The 22,648-nt window shown below is 75.7% G+C and carries 22 protein-coding genes; 7 read left to right on the top strand and 15 right to left on the bottom strand.

The genetic code is table 11. From position 1 onward, the window contains the following. Positions 1 to 136: 136 nt before the first annotated feature. The 7 genes from hemB to CNO22_RS15920 form a co-directional block, all read right to left on the bottom strand. Positions 137 to 1,126 (bottom strand): porphobilinogen synthase, encoded by a 990-nt coding sequence (hemB, locus tag CNO22_RS15950; protein WP_100500297.1) that lies wholly within the window; start codon positions 1,124 to 1,126, stop codon positions 137 to 139. After that, positions 1,123 to 2,673, bottom strand: a complete 1,551-nt coding sequence (locus CNO22_RS15945; RefSeq protein WP_100500296.1) for a uroporphyrinogen-III synthase — start codon at positions 2,671 to 2,673, stop codon at positions 1,123 to 1,125. The genes hemB and CNO22_RS15945 overlap by 4 nt, the downstream gene beginning before the upstream one ends. A gap of 85 nt (positions 2,674 to 2,758) precedes the next feature. Continuing rightward, entirely contained in the window at positions 2,759 to 3,697 is a 939-nt protein-coding gene (hemC, locus tag CNO22_RS15940) for a hydroxymethylbilane synthase (RefSeq protein ID WP_100500295.1), read from the bottom strand. Then, positions 3,694 to 5,070, bottom strand: coding sequence for a glutamyl-tRNA reductase (locus CNO22_RS15935; RefSeq protein ID WP_100500294.1), 1,377 nt, complete (start codon positions 5,068 to 5,070; stop codon positions 3,694 to 3,696). The genes hemC and CNO22_RS15935 overlap by 4 nt, the downstream gene beginning before the upstream one ends. Next, positions 5,067 to 5,723, bottom strand: coding sequence for a redox-sensing transcriptional repressor Rex (locus tag CNO22_RS15930; protein ID WP_198588374.1), 657 nt, complete (start codon positions 5,721 to 5,723; stop codon positions 5,067 to 5,069). The genes CNO22_RS15935 and CNO22_RS15930 overlap by 4 nt, the downstream gene beginning before the upstream one ends. Positions 5,724 to 6,164: 441 nt before the next feature. Then, complete coding sequence (locus CNO22_RS15925) at positions 6,165 to 6,413, bottom strand: glutaredoxin family protein (RefSeq protein ID WP_100500292.1); 249 nt, start codon at positions 6,411 to 6,413, stop codon at positions 6,165 to 6,167. After that, entirely contained in the window at positions 6,403 to 7,965 is a 1,563-nt protein-coding gene (locus CNO22_RS15920; RefSeq protein WP_100500291.1) for an AMP-binding protein, read from the bottom strand. Before CNO22_RS15920 ends, CNO22_RS15925 begins: the two co-directional genes overlap by 11 nt. A 384-nt stretch (positions 7,966 to 8,349) precedes the next feature. Between CNO22_RS15920 and CNO22_RS15915 the strand changes: the two genes are divergently transcribed. The 3 genes from CNO22_RS15915 to CNO22_RS15905 all read left to right on the top strand — a co-directional run bounded on the left by CNO22_RS15915 (position 8,350) and on the right by CNO22_RS15905 (position 11,336). Beyond that, positions 8,350 to 9,006, top strand: coding sequence for an ECF subfamily RNA polymerase sigma factor, BldN family (locus tag CNO22_RS15915; RefSeq protein ID WP_232807080.1), 657 nt, complete (start codon positions 8,350 to 8,352; stop codon positions 9,004 to 9,006). Between the two features lie 121 nt (positions 9,007 to 9,127). After that, a complete protein-coding gene (locus CNO22_RS15910) occupies positions 9,128 to 10,312 on the top strand; it encodes a DUF5667 domain-containing protein (protein ID WP_100500290.1) in 1,185 nt (394 codons plus the stop codon). Positions 10,313 to 10,430: 118 nt separating this feature from the next. Continuing rightward, on the top strand, positions 10,431 to 11,336 hold the full coding sequence (locus CNO22_RS15905) for an HAD family hydrolase (protein WP_198588373.1): 906 nt from the start codon (positions 10,431 to 10,433) through the stop codon (positions 11,334 to 11,336). 123 nt (positions 11,337 to 11,459) lie between these two features. On the opposite strand, the gene CNO22_RS15900 is transcribed toward CNO22_RS15905, so the two are convergent. The 6 genes from CNO22_RS15900 to CNO22_RS15875 all read right to left on the bottom strand — a co-directional run bounded on the left by CNO22_RS15900 (position 11,460) and on the right by CNO22_RS15875 (position 16,090). Beyond that, positions 11,460 to 12,368, bottom strand: coding sequence for a lysophospholipid acyltransferase family protein (locus CNO22_RS15900; RefSeq protein WP_100500288.1), 909 nt, complete (start codon positions 12,366 to 12,368; stop codon positions 11,460 to 11,462). After that, complete coding sequence (locus CNO22_RS15895; protein ID WP_100500287.1) at positions 12,361 to 13,467, bottom strand: NAD-dependent epimerase/dehydratase family protein; 1,107 nt, start codon at positions 13,465 to 13,467, stop codon at positions 12,361 to 12,363. Before CNO22_RS15895 ends, CNO22_RS15900 begins: the two co-directional genes overlap by 8 nt. A 10-nt stretch (positions 13,468 to 13,477) precedes the next feature. Continuing rightward, on the bottom strand, positions 13,478 to 13,576 hold the full coding sequence (locus CNO22_RS15890; RefSeq protein WP_012854759.1) for a 30S ribosomal protein bS22: 99 nt from the start codon (positions 13,574 to 13,576) through the stop codon (positions 13,478 to 13,480). A 362-nt stretch (positions 13,577 to 13,938) separates the two neighbouring features. Continuing rightward, on the bottom strand, positions 13,939 to 14,280 hold the full coding sequence (locus CNO22_RS30355; protein ID WP_232807079.1) for a helix-turn-helix domain-containing protein: 342 nt from the start codon (positions 14,278 to 14,280) through the stop codon (positions 13,939 to 13,941). Between the two features lie 257 nt (positions 14,281 to 14,537). After that, entirely contained in the window at positions 14,538 to 15,368 is an 831-nt protein-coding gene (gene proC, locus CNO22_RS15880; RefSeq protein WP_100500298.1) for a pyrroline-5-carboxylate reductase, read from the bottom strand. Then, complete coding sequence (locus CNO22_RS15875) at positions 15,365 to 16,090, bottom strand: hypothetical protein (RefSeq protein ID WP_100500286.1); 726 nt, start codon at positions 16,088 to 16,090, stop codon at positions 15,365 to 15,367. Before CNO22_RS15875 ends, proC begins: the two co-directional genes overlap by 4 nt. A gap of 60 nt (positions 16,091 to 16,150) precedes the next feature. Between CNO22_RS15875 and CNO22_RS15870 the strand changes: the two genes are divergently transcribed. Continuing rightward, positions 16,151 to 16,723, top strand: a complete 573-nt coding sequence (locus tag CNO22_RS15870; protein WP_100500285.1) for a type 1 glutamine amidotransferase domain-containing protein — start codon at positions 16,151 to 16,153, stop codon at positions 16,721 to 16,723. 96 nt (positions 16,724 to 16,819) lie between these two features. Here CNO22_RS15870 and CNO22_RS15865 read toward each other — a convergent pair whose 3' ends face one another. Next, the gene (locus tag CNO22_RS15865) at positions 16,820 to 17,620 is read right to left on the bottom strand and encodes a hypothetical protein (RefSeq protein WP_100500284.1); all 801 of its coding nucleotides are present in this window, start codon (positions 17,618 to 17,620) and stop codon (positions 16,820 to 16,822) included. Then, entirely contained in the window at positions 17,617 to 18,564 is a 948-nt protein-coding gene (locus tag CNO22_RS15860) for a Ppx/GppA phosphatase family protein (RefSeq protein WP_100500283.1), read from the bottom strand. Before CNO22_RS15860 ends, CNO22_RS15865 begins: the two co-directional genes overlap by 4 nt. A gap of 55 nt (positions 18,565 to 18,619) precedes the next feature. Here CNO22_RS15860 and CNO22_RS15855 point away from each other — a divergent pair, with 55 nt between their 5' ends. From CNO22_RS15855 to CNO22_RS15845, 3 genes are all read left to right on the top strand, one after another. Continuing rightward, positions 18,620 to 19,420, top strand: a complete 801-nt coding sequence (locus CNO22_RS15855) for a hypothetical protein (RefSeq protein WP_100500282.1) — start codon at positions 18,620 to 18,622, stop codon at positions 19,418 to 19,420. 93 nt (positions 19,421 to 19,513) lie between these two features. Beyond that, positions 19,514 to 21,685: a bifunctional MFS transporter/dTMP kinase gene (locus tag CNO22_RS15850; RefSeq protein WP_100500281.1), complete on the top strand. Its 2,172-nt coding sequence runs from the start codon at positions 19,514 to 19,516 to the stop codon at positions 21,683 to 21,685. Between the two features lie 4 nt (positions 21,686 to 21,689). Continuing rightward, entirely contained in the window at positions 21,690 to 22,553 is an 864-nt protein-coding gene (locus CNO22_RS15845; protein WP_100500280.1) for a class I SAM-dependent methyltransferase, read from the top strand. Positions 22,554 to 22,648: the final 95 nt, after the last annotated feature.

Here is a 22,648-nt window from a genome sequence, read left to right as displayed (position 1 = left end):
ACCCCACGCAGCGGCGGCAGGTCGGGGCGGCGCAGCACCAGGTCCAGGACGACGAAGAGCTCGAGGACCCAGGCGACCAGCCAGAGCGGCCGCCAGGAGCCCCCGGACTGGACGTAGTCGTCCCCCGCCCGCCCCATCAGCGCAGCCAGCGGGCCGCTTCCACCGCCCAGTAGGTGAGGACGGTCCCTGCGCCCGCCCGGCGGATGGCGGTGAGCGTCTCCAGGACGGCGCGCTGCCGGTCCACCCAGCCGTTGGCCGCAGCCGCCTCGAGCATCGCGTACTCGCCGCTGACCTGGTAGGCGCTGACCGGGACGTCGACGGCGTCGGCCACCCGGGCGACGATGTCCAGGTACGGCAGCGCCGGCTTGACCATGACCGCGTCGGCGCCCTCGGCGAGGTCCTGCGCCACCTCGCGCAGCGCCTCGTCGGCGTTGGGCGGGTCCATCTGGTAGGTCGAGCGGTCGCCGAACTGCGGCGCGCCCTCGGCGGCCTCGCGGAACGGGCCGTAGAAGCCCGAGGCGTACTTCGCCGCGTAGGCGAGGATCGGCGTCTCCTGGAAGGCCGCGCCGTCCAGCGCCCGCCGGATCGCCGCGACCTGGCCGTCCATCATCCCGCTGGGGGCGATGACGTGCGCCCCGGCCTGGGCCTGGGCGATGGCGACGGCGGCGTAGCGGTCCAGCGTCGGGTCGTTGTCGACGACGCCGGCCGGGGTGACCAGGCCGCAGTGCCCGTGGTCGGTGTACTCGCACAGGCACAGGTCGGCCATGAGCACCAGCTCGTCGCCGAGGTCGGCGCGCAGCTGCTGCAGGGCGACGTTGACGGTCCCGTCTGCGGCGTCGGCCTGCGAGCCCACGGCGTCCTTCTCCGACGGGATGCCGAAGAGGATCAGCCCGCCGATGCCGGCCTCGGCCGCCTCGTGGGCGGCCTTCCGCAGCGAGTCGGTCGTGTGCTGGACGACGCCGGGCATCGAGCTGATCGGCTGCGGCTCGTCGATGCCCTCCTTGACGAAGACCGGCAGCACGAGGTCGGCCGGGGCCAGCCGGGTCTGCGCGGTGAGCCGCCGCAGCGCGGGCGTCGACCGCAGCCGACGCCCGCGCGCGAACCCGGGACTCGAGCCGCCGCTCACCGCTCCTCGCCGCCCTCCGCCTCGCGAAGGGACAGCGCGTGCTCGGCCAGGGCGTCGACCAGCGGGCCGACGGCGGCGGTCTCGGGCTGGACGTCGACCCGCAGGCCGAACTCCTGCGCCGTGGCCGCGGTCTGCGGCCCGATCACCGCGACGACGGTCTTGGCGTGCGGCTTGCCGGCGATGCCGACCAGGTTGCGCACGGTGCTCGACGAGGTGAAGCACACCGCGTCGAAGCCGCCTCCCTTGATCGCCTCGCGGACCGGGGCGGGCGGCGGGGCGGCCCGGACGGTGCGGTAGGCGGTCACGTCGTCGATCTCCCAGCCGCGCTCCTGCAGGCCCGCGGCGAGGGTCTCGGTGGCGATGTCGGCGCGCGGCAGCAGCACCCGGTTGATCGGGTCGAGCACGTCGTCGTACTCCGGGAAGTCGGCCAGCAGGCCCTCGCTGGACTGCTGCCCGGTGGGCAGCAGCTCCGGCACGATCCCGAAGGCGCGCACCGCGTCGGCGGTGGACTCGCCGACGCAGGCGACCTTGACGCCGGCGAACGCGCGGGCGTCGAGGCCCAGCTCGGTGAACTTCTCCCGGACGGCCTTCACCGCGTTGACCGAGGTGAAGACGATCCAGCCGTAGCGGCCGGTGACCAGGCCCTTGATGGCGCGGTCCATCTGCGCGGGGCTGCGCGGCGGCTCGACGGCGATGGTGGGCACCTCGACCGGGACGGCGCCGTAGGCCCGCAGCCGGTCGCTCATCTCGCCGGCCTGGTCCTTGGTGCGCGGCACCAGCACCCGCCAGCCGAACAGCGGCCGGCTCTCCCACCAGGACAGCCGGGCGCGCTTGTCGACGGCCGACCCGACGGTGGCCACGACCGGACCGGTGACGGCGTCCAGCCCGGCGTTCTTCTCGGCGACGGCGGCGAGCTTGGCGACGACGCTCTTCTGCCCGGTGCCCGAGCCGCCGGTGGTGACGACGACCGGGGTCGAGCCGGACAGCCCGCCCTCGACCAGCCGCGCGGCGGCGTCGGGGAGGTCCTCGGCGTTGCCCTGCAGAACCAGCGGTGCGTCCAGGGCCTTGGCCGCGGTGGCCAGCGTCGCCAGGTCGGCCTCGCCGCCGCGCAGGTCGGCCGACAGCGAGGTGCCGCCGAGCGCGACACCGGCGAAGGCCGGCACGGCGGTGGAGGAGGCGACACCCGGGACGACGTCGAACCCGACGGAAGTGCGACCCACGGTCAGCACCTCCTTGACCACGTCGTCGGAGGTGAACGGGTCGCCGGCGACCAGCCGGACGACGGTGCCGCCGGACTTGGCGGCGGCCACGGCGGCCTTGGCCACCTCGGCCGGCTCGCCCGTCGCGGGGGTCAGCTCGAGTTCAGCCCGGTCGGCGCGGACGGCCTCGGCGATCGCCGGCGGGACGTCGGGGTCGACGAGGACGGTGTGCGCCTCGGCGAGCGCCGCGGTGGCCCGGGCGGTCAGCATCCCGGGGTCGCCCGGGCCGGCGCCGACGAAGACGACCGTGCCGGCCGTCCCGCCGTTCTGCTTGCGGAAGCGCGTCATCGCGTGCTCCTGTCTAGAGCCCGGAAGGGCTGGTGTGCGGGGGTATGGGAGGCCGGGTCCTGCTGCCCGGCAGGGGGGGTGCGGCTCACCGGGAGGCCGCCATCAGCTCGGCGGCGCCCCGGTCGAGGAGTTCCGCGGCGAGCTCGCGGCCGAGCCGCTCGGCCTCGGCGGGCGGCCCGGTGAGCGAGCCGCGGACGCCGTCGCTGCCGTCGAGCGCGGTGACCGAGGCGCGGAGGAACAGCTCGGGGCCGTCCTCCCCGTCGGCCAGCACGGCGTACGCGGCGACCGGCGCGCTGCAGCCTGCCTCCAGCGCCGCCAGCGTCGTCCGCTCGGCGACCACGCAGGCACGGGTGTCGGCGTCGTCGAGGACGGCGAGCAGCTGCCGGGTCCGCTCGTCGTCGCTGCGGCACTCCACGGCCAGCGCGCCCTGCGCGGGCGCGGGGAGCACCTGGAGCGGGTCCAGGATCTCGGTGACGGCCGACGACCGGCCCAGCCGGGACAGCCCGGCGCGGGCGAGCACGACGGCGTCCAGATCGCCCGGCACGACCCGCGCCATGCGGGTGTCCACGTTCCCGCGGATCGGCACGACGTCGAGACCGAGGCCCAGCGCGCGCAGCTGGGCGACCCGCCGCGGGGCGCCGGTGCCCACCTTCGCGCCCGGCGGCAGCTCGCCGAGGGTGAGCCCGTCACGGGCGACCAGCGCGTCGCGCGGGTCCTCCCGGGGCGGGACGGCGGCGATGGTCAGCCCCGGCTCGGGCAGCGTGGGGAGGTCCTTGTAGCTGTGGACGGCGACGTCGACGGTGCCCTCGAGCAGCGCCTGCCGGATCGCCGTCACGAACACGCCGGTGCCGCCGAGCTGCGCGATCGCGGCCGAGGAGCGGTCGCCCTCGGTGCTGATGTGCACCAGCTCGACCGGGACGCCGCTGGCCGCGGTGATCGCGTCGGCGACCGCCTGCGACTGGGTGGTCGCCAGCTGACTGGCGCGGGTGCCCAGGCGGAGGGTGCCCGTCGAGGTCGCCGTCACGACGCACCGCCGGGACGCAGCTCGTCGGGGTCGACGGTGACCGCCTCGGCCAGGTTCGTCCGCTCCGGGATGACCTCGGCGTCGATGCCCAGGCCGAACAGCGCCCGCAGCGCGTCGGCGTAGTCCACGCCGCCGGGGGCGCTGGCCAGTTCCTTCACCCGCACGGTCGGCTCGTGCAGCAGCTTGTCGACGACGCGGCGGACGGTGCGGGCCACCTCGGCGCGGGCGCGGGCGTCCAGGTCCGGCAGCCGGGTCGACAGGCGCAGCAGCTCGGCATCGACCACCTCGGCGGCCTGGCTGCGCAGCGCGGAGACCGTCGGCGCGACCGCGGCGGCCTGCCGCTCGGCCCGCAGCAGCGCGGTCTCGGCCTCGATCAGCGCGTGCGCCGCGGCGACGTCGTCCGCCGCCACCGGGCTCGCGGCCGAGGCGCCCTCCGCGGTGCGCTCCCCCTGCAGGAGGGCCAGGTCGACCACGTGCACACCGGGCAGCGCGGCGACGCTCGGGTCGACGTCCCGGGGCAGCGCCAGGTCGATGACGACCAGCGGCCGGTCCGGCGGGGCGGCCCCGATCCTGGACTGCATGGCGCCGGCCACCACCTCGGTGCCGATGACGATGCCGCGGGCCCCGGTGCAGGTGACCAGCACATCGGCGGCGGCGATCTCCGCGGGCAGGTCGGCGAGGTCGGCGGCCCGGCCCTCGACGGAGGTGGCCAGCCGCTCGGCGTGCGCGGGCGTGCGGCTGCTGACGGTCACGGCGGCGCCGCGGCGGGCCAGCGTGGTCGCGGCCAGGGCGCCCATCGAGCCGGCGCCGACGACGAGCACCGGCCGGCCGGCGAGCGAGCCGATCCGCTCCTCGGCCCGGTCGAGGGAGACCGACACCAGCGAGGCGCCGGCCTTGTCGATCCCGGTCTCGGAGTGCACCCGCTTGCCGACCCGCAGCGCCCGCTGCGCCACCGGGTGCATCGCCCGGCCGACGGTGTCCTGCTCGCGGGCCAGCGCGTAGGCGTTGCGCAGCTGCCCGAGGACCTGGGTCTCCCCCACGACCATCGAGTCCAGGCCGGCCGCGACGGTGAACAGGTGCGCGACGGCCTGGTCCTCGTAGTGCACGGTGACGTACGGGGAGAGCTCCTCCACCGTGGCGCCGGCCTGGCGGGCCAGCACCCGGCTGACGTCGGTGACGCCGCCGTGGAACCGGTCGACCTCGGCGAAGACCTCGACCCGGTTGCAGGTCGCCAGCACGATCGCCTCGCTGACGTGGTCGCTGCCCACCAGCTCGTGCAGCGCCTTGACGGTGTCGTCGGCGCCCATCGCGAACTGCTCCAGCAGCGCGACCGGGGCCGTCTGGTGGCTGACCCCCACCGCGAGCAGGCTCACGCCGTCACCTCCACCGTCGCGCCGCGCTGCTGACCGAGGAACGCGAGCACCTGCAGTTCGACGGAGAGGTCGACCTGGCGGACGTCGACCCCTGCGGGCGCGTTCAGCGCCACCGGCGCGAAGTTCAAGATGCTCCTCACCCCGGCCGCGGTCAGCCGGTCGCAGACCGACTGGGCGACGTCGGCCGGTGTCGCGATGACCCCGATCGAGGCCGCCGTGGCGGCCACCACCTCGTCCAGCTCGGCCATCGGGCGCACCGGCTGGCCGCCGATCCGCCGGCCGACGCGGTCCGGGGCGGCGTCGAAGAGCCCGACGAAGCGGAACCCGCGGCTGCCGAAGCCGGCGTAGTCGGCCAGGGCGGTGCCCAGGTTGCCGATCCCCACGAGCACGCAGGGGCGGGACCGCTCGACGCCGAGGACGCGGGCGATGCGGTCACGCAGTGTGGCCACCTCGTAGCCCACCCCGCGGACCCCGCAGGGGCCGAGGTGGGAGAGGTCCTTGCGCAGCCCGGCCGGGTTCACGCCCGCCGCCGAGGCGAGCTCACCCGAGGAGACGTTGCTGCGCCCGCCGTCGGCCAGCCCGCTGAGCACACGCAGGTACACGGCCAGGCGGGCGACGGTGGCCTCCGGGATCCGGGGCCGGGGTGAGGACACGGGCCACTCCTCGCCGGCGCTCGTCGACCCCGTGCCCTGAGGAGCTGTGCCGTCGCATGACCTCGCAGGCTCGGTCATGTGGCTCTCCACAAACGGTCGCGCTCGGAGGTCCGGCGGGTGCCGGATGCGGTCGAACGACATCGGGGACCCGGGCGGTCAGCCGCCCGGCGAACGCCACGGTAACCGCTTGTGAACGCAGGAACAAAGTCGCCGGGGGGCCAGGAGGCCGCTCCCCAGCGCAGATGGGCTCCGCTGTGGTGGAGACCATACCCCGCGCCCTCCGCGCGGACCCTGTCGGGTGAGCCGCGACCCCGTCGGCTGCCGCACTCTCGCGCCGTTCCACCCGCTCCCGCGCCGTTGCAGCGGCGCGGGGGCGTCAGGAGCAGCGCGGGAGTGGCAGCCGTGGGCTGCAGAGGTGGGTCCGGCCGGCGGGGCTCCCCCTCACAGGCCGAGGTCCCGCCGCAGCCGGGGCACGTCCACGGTGAAGTAGGAGTGCTCGCGCCCGTCGAGCAGGACCACCGGCACCCGATCGCCGTACTCGGCCTGCAGCTCGGGGTCGGCGTCCACGTCGACCTCCGCGACCGCGAGCCCGGCCTCGGCGGCGAGCCGCTCGAGGGTCTCCGCGGCGACGGCGCAGAGGTGGCAGTCGGCCCGGGTCAGCAGCTGCAGCCGGGGCGGGTCAGCGGTCACCGTCGCCCCCGGGCGCCACCGTGGACTCCTCCTCGGCGCGGGCCAGGCCCAGCTCGCGCAGCCGCGCCCGGCTGACCTTGCCGGTCAGCGAGTGCGGCAGCGAGTTCAGCACCTGCACCGACGTCGGCACCTTGTACCGGGCGAGGGACGCCGCGGCGTGCGCGCGCAGCTCCTCGAACCCCAGCTGCTGCCCGGGCCGCAGGGCGACCACGGCCCGGACGGCGGCGCCGGTCTGCGGGTCGGGCACGCCGATCACCGCGCTCTCGGCGACGGCCGGGTGGGTGTCGAGCACCCGCTCCACCTCGGCGGGGTAGACGTTGAAGCCGCTGACCAGGATGAGGTCGCTGCGCCGGTCGACCAGGTGCAGGTCGCCGTCCTCGTCGGCGTAGGCGAGGTCGCCGGTGGCCAGCCACCCCTCGCCGTCCGGACCGTCGACCCCGTCGGGCCAGTAGCCGGAGAACAGGTTGGGGCCGCGCACCCAGATCTCGCCCGGACCGTCCTCGGCGAGGTCGCCGGGCACCGAGACCTCGTCCTCCTCCAGCGGCTCGTGCAGCGCGGTGTCGCGCAGCTGCAGCTCCACGCCCGGGATCGGCCCGCCGATGCAGCGGGGCTTGGCCCGCCCGGTCGCCAGGGTGCTGGCCACCACCGGGCAGGCCTCGGTGAGCCCGTAGCCCTCCCACACGGTGACCGAGGCGCGCTCGCGCATCGCCGTCCAGACCTCCTCGGGCAGCGGTGCGGCACCGGAGGAGGCGATGCGGACGGCGGCGAAGGCGCGGCGCAGGAGGGCGTCGGACCCGGCGGCGTCGGCGACGGCCAGCCAGGCCTGGAACACCGGCGGGGCGCCGGGGACCGCGGTGACCTCCTCGCGGGCCATGACCTCGAGGGAACCGACCGGGTCGAAGGACTCCACGAGCACCGCGCAGGCGCCGGTCGCGGCGACCAGGCCGAAGCCGGCGTTGAGCCCGTAGACGTGGAACAGCGGCAGCACCAGCAGGACCCGGTCGTCGGGCCGGACCGGCGCCGGGTCCATCCGCAGGCACTGCTCCTGGTTGGCCCGCAGCGCGGCCGCCGAGAGCATGGCGCCACGCGGCCGGCCGGTGGTCCCGCTGGTGTAGGAGAGGAAGGCCACCGCGGCCTGGTCCTCGGGGACCGCCGGCGGCGCGGCGTCGTCCGCCGGCGGGCCGGTGAGCACCGGCACCCCCGCCACCGCGGGCCGGTCCGCGGCAGCGACCAGCAGCGACGCTCCGGAGTCGGTGAGCACGTACTCCAGTTCCGGGTCGGTGTAGGCGGTGTTGACCGGGACGACGACCAACCCCGCGCGCAGGGCACCCAGCGTCGCCCGCAGCCAGTCGACGCCGTTGGACAGCTGCACCGCCACCCGCTGGCCCGGCGTCAGCCCGCGGGCGGCGTAGCCCGCGGCCGCGCGGTCGACCTGCGCGTCCAGCTCGCCCCAGCTCAGCCGCTCCTCGCCGGCCACGACGGCCGGCGCGTCCGCCCGGTCCTCCGCGGCCGCGCGCACCAGCACGGACAGCGAGCTACCGACGTCGGTCATGCACATCTCCTCCGGTGGAGCGGTCATGGCCACCCGCGGGGAGGCGCCTGGCACCGGCCCTCGACCGGGTGGCGTGGACGGACCGCAGCGATGTTGTCACCATGGGCTCCGACCCGCAGCACCGCGACCCCGTCCACCGGGCGTCACGGGCCGGGGACGACGGGGGTCCCGGCGGTGGACGAGGAGGACGGACGGATGCGACGGTCGCACCCTGCGGACGAACGCGTCCCTGCAACGGTGCCGGCGCCCGCGCCGTCCGCCGGGTCGCGTCCGCGGCCCACTCCCTACCCACGCCCGGCCGGCGACACACTGCCGTCACCGGAGCCCCTGCCGCGCCCCGCCCCGGCGCCCAGAGCAGACGGCGGCCTTCCGCCCGAGGAGGCCGTGACGCCGCCGGATGAGGTCGCCGACGACCCCGACGCCCTGGCGGAGGAGGCGACCGAGGAGGAGGTCGCCGAGGAGCTCGCCGCCCTCGGTGCGGCGGTGCCGCCGCCGGTCGTCGACGTCTGGGCGCTGGTCCGCCAGGCCCAGGACGGCGACGCCGAGGCGTTCGGCCGCCTCTACGACCACTACGTGACGATGGTCTACCGGTACCTGCTGCACCGGGTCGGCGACCGGGCCCAGGCCGAGGACTTCACCAGCGAGACCTTCGTCCGCGCGCTGCGCCGGATCGACTCGCTGTCCTTCCAGGGGCGCGACGTCGGCGCCTGGCTGGTGACCATCGCCCGCAACATCGTCCGTGACCACGTGAAGAGCAGCCGGTTCCGGCTCGAGGTCACCATCGCGGACATGCGCGACGCCGACCGCGTCACCGACGGGCCGGAGGACGCCGTCGTCCAGGCGCTGACCAACGAGCAGCTGCTGGCCTGCATCCGGCAGCTGGGCAGCGAGCAGCAGGAGTGCATCTCGCTGCGCTTCCTGCAGGGCCTCTCAGTGGCCGAGACCGCCGCGGTGATGGGCAAGAAGGACGGCGCCATCAAGGCGCTGCAGCACCGCGCCGTCCGCCGGCTGGCCAGCCTGTTGCCGGAGGGACTGCGGTGACCCCCGCGGTTGTTACCGACCGGTACCCCGTAACGGCCGCGTCGGCGGTGTCGTTCCAGGGGTGGAGACGCTCCACCGGGGAGCGTCGCGACCCCACCGACCGACCCCTCGGAGGCACCAGGTGACCACGCGCGACGGCACCGGACCGCCGGGCGGCCGGCGGGCCGTCGTACGCGAGCAGGAGGACGCGGTCGTCGCCCGGCTGCAGCAGCTGGCGACCGACCTCGACGACGCACCGGACGCCCGCTTCCGGGCCGCCACCCGCGAGCGGCTGGTCGCGATGGCCGCCGTCCGCACCCCGCAGCCCGCCCGGCGCTCGGGCCTGCGGCGGCTGCTGGCCGCCCGCGCCGGCCACGACGCGCCCCCGGCGTGGCGCACCCGGTTGACTGCCGGACTGGCCGGTGCGGCGATGACCGTCACCGCCCTCGGCACGCTGGTGGCGCTGTCCACCGACGCCCGGCCGGGGGACGTCCTCTACGGCGTCAAGCGCGGCACCGAACAGACCCAGCTCGCCCTCGCCGGCGACGACCGCGGCCTGACGCTGCTCGAGTTCGCCGAGACCCGCCTCGCCGAGCTCGCCGGCCTGCGCGACCCCGCGGTCGGCGACGTGGTCGGCCTGCTCGACACGATGGACGCCCAGACCCGGGAGGGGGCCTCGCTGCTGACGACCCGGGCGGTCGCCGGCCGGGATCCCGCTCCGGTCGAGGACCTGGCCGACTGGGCCGGGCAACAGACCGCCGGGCTCAGCGCGCTGCGGGACGGGCTCCCCGCGGGGACGACCACTGCGTCGCAGGAGTCCCTCGACCTGCTCGCCGACGTGTCCGGGCGGGCGACGCGGCTGCAGACCGCACTCACCTGCGCCGCCGGCCCGGCGACCGCGGGCTCCGACGAGCTGGGCCCGGTCCCCGGGGAGTGCCCGGCCGAGGCGCCGGAGAGCGGCACGCCCGCTGACGAGGCCCCGTCCGGCGACGGCGGCGGTGTCCTCTCCGGCGAGGCCCCCGCCTCCGACGCCGGCGACCCCCCGGCCGACACGTCGGCGGACTCCCCCGCGCCGACACGGCAGCCGGCACCGGCACCGTCCGCCCCGGGCTCCGGGAGCGGCGACCGGGGCAGCGGGTCCTCGTCCGGCCGGGCCGGCGGCGGGCCGGCGCCGGTGGTGCCCGACACCCCGGCGGTCGACCCGCCGCTGCCGGTGCCCGACCCGCCGCGGCCGGTGCCGCCACCGGCCGTCCCCGTCGAGCCCGACGACGCCGCCCCGCTGCTCGACACCCCGCTGCCGGTGTGCATCCGGCCGCTGGTCTGCTGACCCCCCGGCGGCGGCCGAGCGGTGCACGGGGCCCTCGGCCGCCCGCCGGGGGACGCCACTAGGGTCGGGTGTCCACCGGTCGTCCGCGATGGCGGTGGAGGAGCCACAGGAGGTCGTCGTGCCGGGACTGCCCTTCCGCGGCCGCCGGGCGCGTTCGGCGGCCGTGTCGGACGAGGAGACACGGGCGCACGTCGCCGGCGCCGCCTCGGCCGCGGCCGCCGAGGTCGAGCCCGCCCCGGCCGCCGTCCCGGACCTGACCGCGGCGGCGTTCTTCGACGTCGACAACACGATGATGGTCGGCGCGTCGATCTTCTGGTTCGCCCGTGGCCTGGCCGCCCGGAAGTACCTGTCCGCCCGCGACATGACCCGCTTCGTGTGGCAGCAGGCGAAGTTCCGGATCGCCGGCAACGAGAGCGCCGACGACATGCACACCATCCGCGAGAGCGCGCTGGCCTTCGTGGCCGGGCGGCCGGTCGCCGAGATCGTGCAGGCCGGTGAGGAGATCTACGACGAGCTCATGGCCGACCGGATCTGGGCCGGCACGCGGGTGCTCGCCCAGCAGCACCTCGACGCCGGGCAGCGGGTCTGGCTGGTGACGGCGACGCCGGTGGAGCTGGCCAGCATCATCGCCCACCGGCTGGGGCTCACCGGCGCGCTGGGCACCGTCTCGGAGGTCGTGGACGGGCACTACACCGGCCGGCTGGTCGGCGAGCTGATGCACGGCGAGGCCAAGGCGGAGGCGGTCCGGGCGCTGGCCGAGCGCGAGGGCCTGGACCTGTCGCGCTGCACGGCCTACAGCGACAGCTCCAACGACCTGCCGATGCTCACGCTCACCGGCCGCGCGGTCGCGGTGAACCCGGACACCGAACTGCGGGCGGTGGCGCGCTCCCGCGGCTGGGAGATCCGGGACTTCCGCACCGGCCGCAAGGCCGCGAGGATCGGCGTCCCCACCGTGGCGGCCGCCGCCCTCTCGGGCGGGCTCGTCGGCGGCGCGCTGGTTCTCCGCCGCCGCAAGCTCTCCTGACTGTCGGCCTACCGGCCCCCGGCCGCGGCCAGGTGCCGTCCCCGACCTGCACGGAGCCCAGCCTGCCCCTCCTCGCGGAGGCCTCCGACCTCCACTCGTCGCGGCACCTCGCAGGGCGGCCCGCTATCCCCAGACGGACTTTCGCTGCAGGAGGAGCTGGTAGAGCGACTGCTGGATGGTCTCGCGCACCTGATCGGTGAGGTTGAAGACCAGCATCGGATCCTCGGCGGCGGCCGGGCCGTAGGACGCCGTCTCGATCGGCTCACCGAACGCGATCAGCCACTTCGACGGCAGCGGCACCAGCCCCAGCGGGCCCAGCGCGGGGAAGGTCGGCGTGACCGGGAAGTAGGGCAGGCCGAGCAGCCGGGCGACGGTCTTGACGTTGCCGATCATCGGGTAGGCCTCCTCCGCCCCGACGATCGCGCACGGGATGATCGGCGTCCCGGTGCGCAGTGCGGCTGTGACGAAACCCCCGCGGCCGAAGCGCTGCAGGGTGTACCGCTCGCGGAAGGGCTTGCCGATTCCCTTGAACCCCTCGGGGAACACCCCGACCAGCTCACCTCCGGTGAGCAGCCGCTCGGCGTCCTCGTTGCAGGCCAGCGTGGAGCCGAGCTTGCGCGACAGCGAGCCGATGAACGGCAGGTCGAAGACCAGGTCGGCGCCGAGCAGCCGCAGCCGCCGGCGGGCCGGGTGGTCGTCGTGCAGGGCGACCGTGGCCATCATCGCGTCGAGTGGCAGGGTGCCCGAGTGGTTGGCCACAACCAGCCCGCCGCCGGTGGCGGGCACGTTCTCCACGCCGTGGGTCTCCACCCGGAACCACCGCTCGAACAGCGGCCGCAGCAGCGGGAGCAGCACGTGGTCGGTGAGGTCGGGGTCGAAGCCGAACTCGTCGGTGTCGTAGTCGCCGGTCACCCGGCGGCGGAGGAACTCCAGGCCGTCGGCGACCTGCTCCTCCCACGAGGCGGACGACGGCGGGGGGAGCCGCGGCTCCTCGTCGTCGGGCCGCAGCGGGATGACCCGGGCCTCAGGCATCGCGCACCGCCCGCAGTCCGGGGGACGGCGGTGCGGGTCGCAGCCGCTCCCCCACCGTGCCGGCCGTGGCGCCCACGCGGGTCACGAGGGCCTGCGCCCGCCCGGCGATACCGGCGACCACCTCGGGCGGTATCACCGGGACGACGGTGCTCGCGTAGTCGACCAGCGCCTGCTCGGTGGTGTACCGGGGGGTGTAGCCGAACTCCTCGCGCAGCACGGTGGTGTCCACGACCCGGCCGAAGTTGAGGAAGCGCATCTGTTCCGGGGAGTAGTCGACGAAACCGAACCGGCGGGTGAACCGGCCCAGCGAGCCCAGTGCGGGCGAGGGCAGCGGCACCTGCAGCCGGCCGAGGCGGCGGATGACCTGCGACAGCAGCAGCGTGCCCTCCCCGCCGACGTTGACGGTGCCGGCGAAGTCCCCGGTGGTCGCCCGGGTCAGGACGGCGAGGGCGTCGTCCTCGTGGAGCAGCTGCACGCGGGCGTCGTACCCCAACGCCGTGGGGACCAGCGGCATGCGCAGGAAGGAGGTCAGCACCGAGTCGATGCGCGGACCGATGAAGTTGGTGAAGCGCAGTGCGGCCACCCGGACGTCGGGACGGCGGCGCGCGAAGGACCGGACGTAGCCCTCGATGTCGAGGCTGTCCCGGGCGAAGCCCCCGGAGGGCACCCGGCGGGCCTGCATCGCCTCGGTGAAGACCGCGGGGTCGCGCGAGGAGGCGCCGTAGACGGCACTGCTCGACTTCAGCACGAACCGGCGGACCGACTCAGCCCGCTGGCAGGCGGCCAGCAGCTGCATCGTGCCGATGACGTTGAGCTCCTTCATCGGCCCACGCCCACCGGAGCCGGCAGGCGTGGAGCTGATGTTCATGTGCACGACCGTGTCGACCGAGGCCGTCGCGATGACCTTGCCGATCAGCGGGTTGCGGATGTCGGCGCGCACGAACTCGGTGCGGCCCAGCCGGCGGAGCATCTCCGGCGACGGGGGGACGGTGTCCACCCCGATGACGCGCTCGATGGCGCGGTCGCGAGCGAGCTCGGCCGCCAGCGCACCCCCGAGCCACCGGCTCACACCGGTGACCAGGACGACGGCGGGCGGCACGAGCGTCAGCTCACTTCTTGTTGCGGCGCTGGACGCGGGTCTTCTTCAGCAGCTTGCGGTGCTTCTTCTTCGCCATCCGCTTGCGGCGCTTCTTGATGACCGAACCCATGTGCGTGCTCCCGACGTCGTTGCGGCGCGACGGCCACCGTCGACCGGGAGGTCGCACCGGGCGCCGCGCGAGGTGATCAGCTCGTGTGCGACGACCCGGACCGGACCGGTCCCGGCGTCGCTCGGCGTCCGAGCGTACCCGGCGGTCCCGCGGCGACGCTGCCGCGTGGACCTGCCGGCGTCCGGACCCACCCGGAGGGGGGTGGGGTGGTGTGAGAGGACCAGCACCTCCGTCAGGGACGGAGCAGCGGCCACGGCCTCCCTGCAGGGTCCCGCCGTGGCCCTGTCCAGAGGCTCGCCGCGAGCCTGCGAGCGGTGAGGAGGACGGGGTCCTTCCACGGTGGGGGGCAGGGGGGTCCTCTGTCAGGCGATGTCGGTGTAGGCGTCGCGCAGGTAGTCCTGGACGGCGCGCTCCGGGACGCGGAACGAGCGGCCCACGCGGACGGCGGCGAGCTCGCCGGCGTGCACGAGGCGGTACACGGTCATCTTGGAGACGCGCATCATGCTGGCGACCTCGGCGACCGTCAGGAAGGTGACGGCGGCGCGGGGGGTCGGGACCGGCGGGCGGCCGACGGGCATGGCGGCCGGGTGCTGCGGCGGGATCGGGCGGGCCATGGTGGCGGCCTGGATCGGACGGCCGACGGGGCGCGGGCCGGGGACGCCCGGACGGGCGTAGGCGGCGGCAGGAACGGTGCGCTGGGGCATGGTCATCTCTTCATCTCCGGACCTGGCACGCGCCGGGCGTCGGCTTCCCCACCGACTACGGATCCCGCACGTGCTGATACAGAGAGTAGGGGGACATGCGTGACAGAAGCGATGGAAGAAACGAACAGGGGGAACGGTCCGTCCTGGGCAGAACTACACCTATGTAGCCACGTCGACATGTGCCCGGGCGCGTCGTGGGCGAGAGGTGGCGACACCGTCACGGATTGTCGACACGTCGACGCTCCGTCGCGGTACGGTCACCGGTCCCGCGTGGTCCGGCCCAGCTCGACCGACCGGGCGTGCGCCGCCTCGATGGCCGCGATGAGGGCCGCGCGCACGCTGTGCCGCTCCAGCTCCCGGATGGCCGCGATCGTCGTCCCGCCCGGGCTGGTGACCGCCTCCCGCAGCTGCACCGGGTGCTCCCCGGAGTCGCGCAGCATGACCGCGGAGCCCAGCGCGGTCTGCACGATGAGGTCCGCGGCGAGGTCCCGCGGCAGGCCGAGCAGGATGCCGGCGTCGACCATCGCCTCGACCAGGTAGAAGAAGTAGGCCGGTCCGCTGCCCGACAGGGCCGTCACGGCGTCCTGCTGGGCCTCCGGCACCCGCCGCACCCGGCCGACGGCCGCGAGCAGGGCCTCGGCCTCGTCCAGGTGGCCCTCGTCGGCGTGCGCCCCGGCCGACAGCACGCTCATCCCCTCGTCGACCAGCGCCGGGGTGTTGGGCATGACCCGGACGACGGGGACGCCCTCGGGCAGCGCCGCCTCGATCGTCGACGTCGGGACGCCGGCGGCGACCGACACCACGAGGTGACCGGCGTCCACCGAGCCCGCCAGCGCCCCGAGCAGCGTGCCGATGTCCTGCGGCTTGACCGCGAGCAGCAGCACGCGGGCGCGGGCGGCGGCCTCGGCCAGCCCCAGCACCGGGACGCCGTACCGCTCCGACAGCTGGGCGGCGCGCTCGGGACTGCGCTCGCAGACGATGATCCCGTCGGGCCCGCCGCGGCGCACCAGGCCGGAGAGGAGCGCCTCCCCGATCTTGCCGCCGCCGATGATGGCCAGGCCGGAGCGGCCGGCCTCCCCCGCGCTCACCACCGGCCCGCCGGACGGAGGGTGGGGGTCGCCGGACCCGAGCGCAGGACCACCCGCACCCGGTACCCGCCGGCGACCAGCCGGCGCTGCTGCTCGCTGCGGACCTGCCACGGCATGACGTACTCCCAGCTGTCGGGGGCTCGTTCGTTCCAGGCGGCGCGCTCGCCGGCGATGGCGACCAGCCGCGGGTCGGTGGTGCCGACGCCGGGGCGCCCGGCCCCGCTCATCAGCACGTTGAGGCAGCGCACGAAGGCCAGGTCGGCAGCGACACCGCGCCGACCGGGCAGGTGCGAGCCGGTCAGCCGCACCCGCCCGCCGGCCAGCGCCCGGCAGCGCTCCTCGGCACCGGCGTCGGCCGCTCGGACCACCACGGTGACCGGCCCGGCGTCCGCCGCGAGGGCGTCCACCGCGGCCGGGGGGCCGTCCAGCGCGACGTCCAGCCCGGCATCGGCCGCGGCACCGACCACCCCGGCGGCCGCGGCGCCCAGCCGGTCGACGGGGACGGTGAGCTGGCAGGCACCCGCCAGTCCGGCGCCGGCCACCCGGGCGACGAGGTCGTGGAGCTCGGCCGCGGCGTCCGGGGCGGGCGTGTGCTCCAGGGCCACCGCGCACCCCGCCGCGGCGGCGTCGGCGGCGGCGCGGACCGGGTCGGCGACCGGCGGGCCCACTCCGGAGAGGGCGTCGAGCAGGCGGCGCACCGGGGTTGTGATCTGCGCGCGCACGGGGCCGAACCTAGTGCTCGCGGCGTGTGTGCTCCTCGGGGGCGGGGTAGCCGCCGCCGCATGGTTGACGAACTCGACGGGTTGAAGGTGGCCGTCCTCGCGACCGACGGCGTGGAGCAGGTGGAGCTCGACCGGCCGTGGCAGGCGCTGGAGGAGGCCGGTGCCCAGCCGGAGCTGGTGTCCCTCGAGGCCGGCGAGATCACCGCCTACCAGCACATCGACAAGGGCGACACCAAGAAGGTGGACGCGGTGGTCAGCTCGGCCGACCCCGACGAGTACGGCGCGCTGGTGCTGCCCGGTGGCGTCATCAACGGCGACTTCCTCCGCGCCGACGCCGACGCCGTCGCCTTCGTGAAGGCCTTCTTCGAGGCGGGCAAGCCGGTGGCGGCGATCTGCCACGCCCCGTGGGTGCTGGCCGAGGCCGACGTCCTCCGCGGGCGGCGGATGACCTCCTGGCCCTCGCTGCAGACCGACCTGCGCAACGCCGGCGCCACCTGGGTCGACGAGGAGGTCGTCGTCGACGGCAACCTCGTGACCAGCCGCAAGCCCGACGACCTCGACGCGTTCACCGCCGCGATCGTCGAGCAGTTCGCCGCCGAGCCTGCGGACGACGAGGACGCCGACGAGGCCTGAGGAGGCCGGCCCCGACCCGGGCCCGGTGACGTGCTGGAACGGCCCCTCTGCAGGGTCCCGCCGCGAGCTCGCGAGTGGCGGGGAGCAGAGGGGTCCTTACCCGGTGGCGAGCAGATTGGCGGCGGGCGCGATGGTGAGCAGGGTGCCGGCGAAGACCAGCACCGCCACCAGCCGCACGCCGGCCGCCTCCCGGTCCTGACGCTGCCGCCACGCACTGACGCCGCCGACCAACCCGGCGACGGCGACCGGGGCCAGCAGCACGGCCACGTAGGGCAGCTGCTGCCAGAGCACGGTGAACAGGAAGTAGATGCCGACGCCGGCGGCCAGCGCGAGCACCAGCTCGCCACCGAAGCGCAGCCAGGCCAGCGCACCCTCGCGGGGCGCCAGCCCCTCGTCCTCGAGCATCGGCGGGTCGTCGGTCCGGACGACGGGGATCGGGCCGGTCCGGGGCCCGGACTCCGCGGCCGCCGTCCGCGCCCGGGGCGCCCGCTCGCGCGCCGTCCCGTCCGGCGTGGCCCCGGCGGCGGTCGGGACACCTGGCTTGCGGGAGGGCCGCAGGCCGGGGATGGCCGCGGTGGAGGGCTCGGCCTGCCGGCGTCCGGCCGGCCGCTCGGGCGTCGGCGCGGGGGTGTCCTCGATCGCCTCCCGGACGCGGTCCCCGGCCCGGCTCCCGGTGCGGTCGCTCGCACGCCGGCTGAACTCCGGCCGGTCGGCGACCCGCCCGGTGTCCCCGGCGCCGCGCTGGCGGACGCCGGTGTCCTCGAGCTCCTCGCCGCGGCGGCGCCGGCCACGGGTCGGCGACTCCATACCGGCCTCGCGCAGGATGTCGGCCAGCGGCCGGCCGCCGGTCTCCGGGTCGCGGTGCCCCTCGCCGCGGCTGTCGGGAGGAGTGCTCATCTCTCATCCTCCAACGAGTCGAGTCGCCGGAGGATGACGCCCTCCCGCAGCGCCCACGGGCAGATCCGCACGGACGGTACGTCCAGCGCCCGCATCGCGGCCCGCGCCACGACGGCGCCGCCGGGGATCTGGTGGGCGCGGTCGGGCGACACGCCCTGCAGCTCGGCCAGCGCCGAGGACTCGATGCGCGCGACGAAGCCGAGCAGCTGCGCCAGCCCCTCGAGGGTCAGCTGGCGCGGCGCGCGCAGCCCCGCCGAGTAGGGGGCCGCGCCGGTCAGCCGGGCCAGCGTCCGGAACGTCTTGGAGGTCGCCGCCACCAGGTCCGGCGGGCCGCCGGCCAGCAGCTTCTTCGCCGCGGGCTCGAGCAGGTCGGCGGCGTGCTCGTCGAGCTCGGCGAGAGCGCTCAGGTCCGGGCGCCCACCGGTGCGCGCGTCGGGCAGGAAACGCCGGGTCATCCGGCCCGCGCCCAGCGGCAGCGACAGCGCGACGTCGGGGTCCTCGTCCAGGCCGCCGGCCAGTTCCAGCGACCCGCCGCCGATGTCGAGCACGAGCAGCCGCCCGGCGCTCCACCCGAACCACCGGCGGACGGCGAGGAAGGTCAGCCGCGCCTCGTCCTCACCGCTGGTGACCTGCAGCTCCACACCGGTCTTCTCCCGGACCCGCTCCAACACCTCCATGCCGTTGCGGGCCTCGCGGATGGCGGAGGTGACCAGCGCCAGCACCTCGTCGCAGCCCTGCTTCTCGGCCTGCTCGCACGCCTTGCGCACCGCCTTGAGCAGCGCCTTCTCGCCGTCCTTGGACAGCAGGTCGTCGTCGCCGACGTGCTCGGCGAGGCGCAGCAGCCAGCGGTCGTCGTGCTGCGGGGTCGGGTGGCCGCCGCGATGGGCGTCGACCACGAGCAGGTGCACGGTGTTCGAGCCAACGTCCAGCACCCCGAGCCTCATGCGGTCAGTCTGCCGGTCGCCGTCCGGGCAGGTGCGATCCGCCTAGGCTGGCCGGGTGCACGACGTCCCGCCCGAGGTGCCGCTGGACTTCGCCCGGGAGTGGGTCGAGTTCCCCGACCCGGCCGATCCGCACCACGTCGTCCGCGCCGACCTGACCTGGCTGTCGTCGGCCTGGACGTGCGTCTTCGGCCGCGGCTGCGCCGGCGTCGTCGAGGGCCGCCCGGACGACGGCTGCTGCAGCCACGGCGCCTTCTTCACCGACGAGGACGACCTGGCCCGGGTGACCGCCGCCGTCGCCGACCTCGCCGACGAGGACTGGCAGCTCGCCCCGGTCGGCCGCGGCGGCTGGACCGAGGAGGACGACGCCGATGACGAGGGCGGCGTCCGCTCGGTGCGCACCCGGCTGGTCGACGGCGCCTGCGTCTTCCTCAACCGGCCCGGCTTCCCCGGCGGCACCGGCTGCGCGCTGCACCGCATGGCACTGCGCGAGGGGCTGCACCCGCTGCTGACCAAGCCCGACGTCTGCTGGCAGCTGCCGGTGCGCCGCGAGCAGGAGGAGGTCGAGCGCCCCGACGGCACCAGGGTGCTCGTGTCGAGCATCGGCGAGTTCGACCGCCGCGGCTGGGGCCCCGGTGGGCACGACCTGCACTGGTGGTGCACCGGCTCACCGGCGGCGCACGTCTCCGCCGAGCCCCTGGTGGTCACCTACGAGGGCGAGCTCACCGCCCTCCTGGGGACGGCGGCCTACGCGGAGCTGCGCCGGCTGACCGAGGAGCGGCTGGATCGCGGCCTGGTCGCCCCGCACCCCGCCAGCCCGCCGCCCGTTCCGGTGACGCTGCACCGCCGCCGTCCCTGAACGCTCGCCCGACCGGGGGGCTGACGACACCGACCGGTCACGTCGCGCCACTACCCTTCCCCCGTCGCGACGGACGAGCGGACGGCGGGGACTGTGACCGAGGAGCGCGCGCCGGCGGGCCCTCCCCCGGCCGGGGGACGCCCCGACAACGCCTTCCTCGCGCTCGTCCGCATCCCCGTCTTCCGGCGGCTGTGGGCCGCGATCACCGTCTCCAGCCTCGGTGACTGGCTGGGGTTGCTGGCCACCACGGCGATGGCGCAGCAGCTCACCAGCGACGAGTCGCTGGCGGTGCAGGGGGCGGCGATCTCCGGTGTCATCCTCACCCGGCTGCTGCCCGACCTGGTGCTGGGACCGCTGGCCGGGGCGCTGGCCGACCGGCTGGACCGGCGGACGACGGTGGTGGTCGGCGAGCTGCTGGCGCTCACGCTGTACCTGTCGATCGCGGTCACCTACGAGCTGACCTGGCTCTACGTCGCCCAGTTCCTCGTCGAGGCGGTCGGGCTGTTCACCAACCCGGCCAAGCAGGCGATGTGGGTGGCGATCGTCCCCCGCGAGCGGCTCGCCGTCGCCAACCAGGTGTCGCTGTTCTCCGTCTACGGCGCCGTCCCCGTCGCCGCCCTGCTGTTCGCGCTGCTGTCCACCGTCAGCCGGCTCCTGGGCGAGGGCGACGGCAGCGAGGCGCGCACGGCGATCGTCGTCGCCCTCGTGTTCAACGCCGCCAGCTTCGGCCTCAGCGCCGCCACCGTGCTGGCCTCCCGCCGGCTCCTCCTCGGCACGCCGGCCGACCGGGACGGCGCGCAGCGCAACGTCTTCGCGCTGGTCGTGGAGGGCGTGGCCTTCCTGCGCGGGCAGCCGTTCATGCGCGCCCTCTACGTCGGCGTGATCGGCGCGTTCGGGGCCGGCGGGCTCACCGTCGGCGTGGCCCAGCTCTACGTGGCCACGCTGCGCGCCGGTGCCGCCGGCTACTCGGTCGTGTTCGGCGTGGTCTTCACCGGCCTGGCCATCGGCATGCTGGCCGGCCCGCGCATCCTGCCCACGGTGCCGCGGCGGAGCGTCTTCACCCACGCCATCGGGCTGGCCGGCGTCGCGCTGCTGGTCATGTCACTGCTGCGGGACTTCGTGCTGGCCACCGCCGCGGCGTTCTGCGTGGGCCTGTTCGCCGGCGTCAGCTGGATCATCGGCTACACGCTCATCGGCTTCGAGGTGGAGGACCGGCTGCGCGGCCGGGTGTTCGCCTTCGTCATCTCCTCGGTGCGCATCGTGCTGCTGCTGGCCGTGGCGGTCGGCCCCGGGCTGGCCGGCCTGCTGGGCACCCATCACATCCGCCTCGGCGACCTGGTGCTCACCCTCACCGGCCCCGGCCTGACGCTGCTGGTCGGCGGGGTGATCGCCCTGCTGGTCAGCGCGTACGCCACCCGCCAGGTGGTGCCGGCCCGCTCGCGCACCCGCGTGCGCGACGTGCTGCGGCTGCTCTGGGGCCGCTCGGACCTGTTCTCCGCCGCGTCGCACGGGACCGGGCTGTTCGTCGTCGTCGAGGGGGCCGACCGCGAGCTGACCCGCCGCTACGCCGCGGACCTGGCGCAGGTGCTGCGCGACTGGGGCTGCCCGGTCGAGGTCACCGCCGAGCCCAGCGACACCCGGCTGGGCCGGCAGGTCCGCGGCCTGCTCTTCCCGGCCCCGGCCGGCACGGGCACCGGCTTCCCGCAGCCGAGGCCGGCCGTGGACGACACCGGCCGACCGGTCACGGCGCACACCGCCGCGCTGCTGGCCACCGCCGACCGCGCCCAGCACGTCGCGACGGTGATCCGCCCGGCGCTCGAGGCGAACCGGGTGGTGGTCAACACCCACTACGTGGACACCTCGATCGCCTTCCACGGCGCCGGCCAGGGCCTCGACGGCGACCGCATCTTCCGGACGTCGCTGTGGGGCACCCGTGGGCTGCTGCCCGACCTGACCGTCGTCGTCGACTCCCCCGTGACCTCGGCACCGGCGGGTGCGGACGCCGAGGCGGTGCGCCGGGCCTTCCTCGCGCTGGCCGAGGCGGCCCCGGACCGCTACGTCGTCGTCCCCGGGGAGCTGCTCGCCACCGGCGCCGACGAGGGGCTGGTCTCCCCCGTCGTCCGTCGGCGGCTGGCCGGCCTGGTGGCCACGCGCTACCCGGCCGCCGGGAGCGCCGCGTCGGCCGCCCACCCTCCCGCCGGGCCGGCGACGCCCGGCGCGACCTCCACGGTTGCCACGGAGCGGGCCGGTCGCTCCGTAGGCTGACCCGGTGACAGAGCTCGCGAGCTGGACGGCCCAGGACACCGAGGACGTCGTCTGCTGCCTGTGCCGGGTGCCCGGCACGCTGGTGCACGACGTCGCCCCGTTCGGCGTGGTCCGCTGCCCGCAGTGCGAGCTGGTCTTCATCAGCCCGCGGCTGCGCCCCGAGGCACTGCAGCGGCTCTACGACGACGTGGGCTACTTCGAGGGCGGCGTCTACGGCTCGGCGGTCTCCAGCGCGGCGGCCGACGCCGACGACGGCGCCCCCTCGGCCGAGGGGGGCTGGTCGCCGGCGATGCTGCTGCAGCGCACCTGGACGGCGGGCCGGCTCGCGCTCATCGACCGCGAGCGCGGCGGCGCGGCGGCCGGCGGGCGGCTGCTCGAGGTCGGTGCCGGCTACGGACTGTTCCTCGCCGCGGCGCGGGAGGCCGGCTGGACGACATCCGGCGTCGAGCTCTCCCGCACCGGCGCCCAGCACGCCCAGGACACCCTCGGGCTCGACGTCTTCTGCGGTCAGTTGGAGGACGCGCCGCTGGCCTCGGGCTTCGACGTCGTCTGCGCCTGGGACACCGCCGAGCACGTGCCCGATCCGCTGTCCTTCTGGCGGACGGTGCGCTCGCTGGTCGCCGACGACGGCGTCGTCCTGTTCTCGACGCCCTACGTCTCCTCGCTGCCGGCGCGGCTGCTCGGCACCCGCTGGTGGACGCTCAAGCCGACCGAGCACATCTGGCACTTCACGCCGCGCACCCACGCGCTGGTGCTGGCCCGGGCCGGCCTCGCGCTCACCCGGGTGATCCGCAGTCCGCTGGCCCCGGCCAACGCCGGCCGGCTGGACTCCCTGGTCGGCGTGGCCCGGCCGATCCCCGGCGCCTAAAGATTCTCAAGGGCGGGGGTTACAGGAAGGGCCCGAACTCGAGCCCGGTGCTGGCGAGGAAGCCGACCAGGAGCCCGGGGCGGTACTGCATCCGC

The sequence above is a fragment of the Geodermatophilus chilensis genome, assembly GCF_002802985.1.
Taxonomy (GTDB): Bacteria; Actinomycetota; Actinomycetes; order Mycobacteriales; family Geodermatophilaceae; genus Geodermatophilus; species Geodermatophilus chilensis.
Note: the sequence above shows the minus strand (reverse complement) of the source record. Positions and strands in the feature narration are given on the sequence as shown.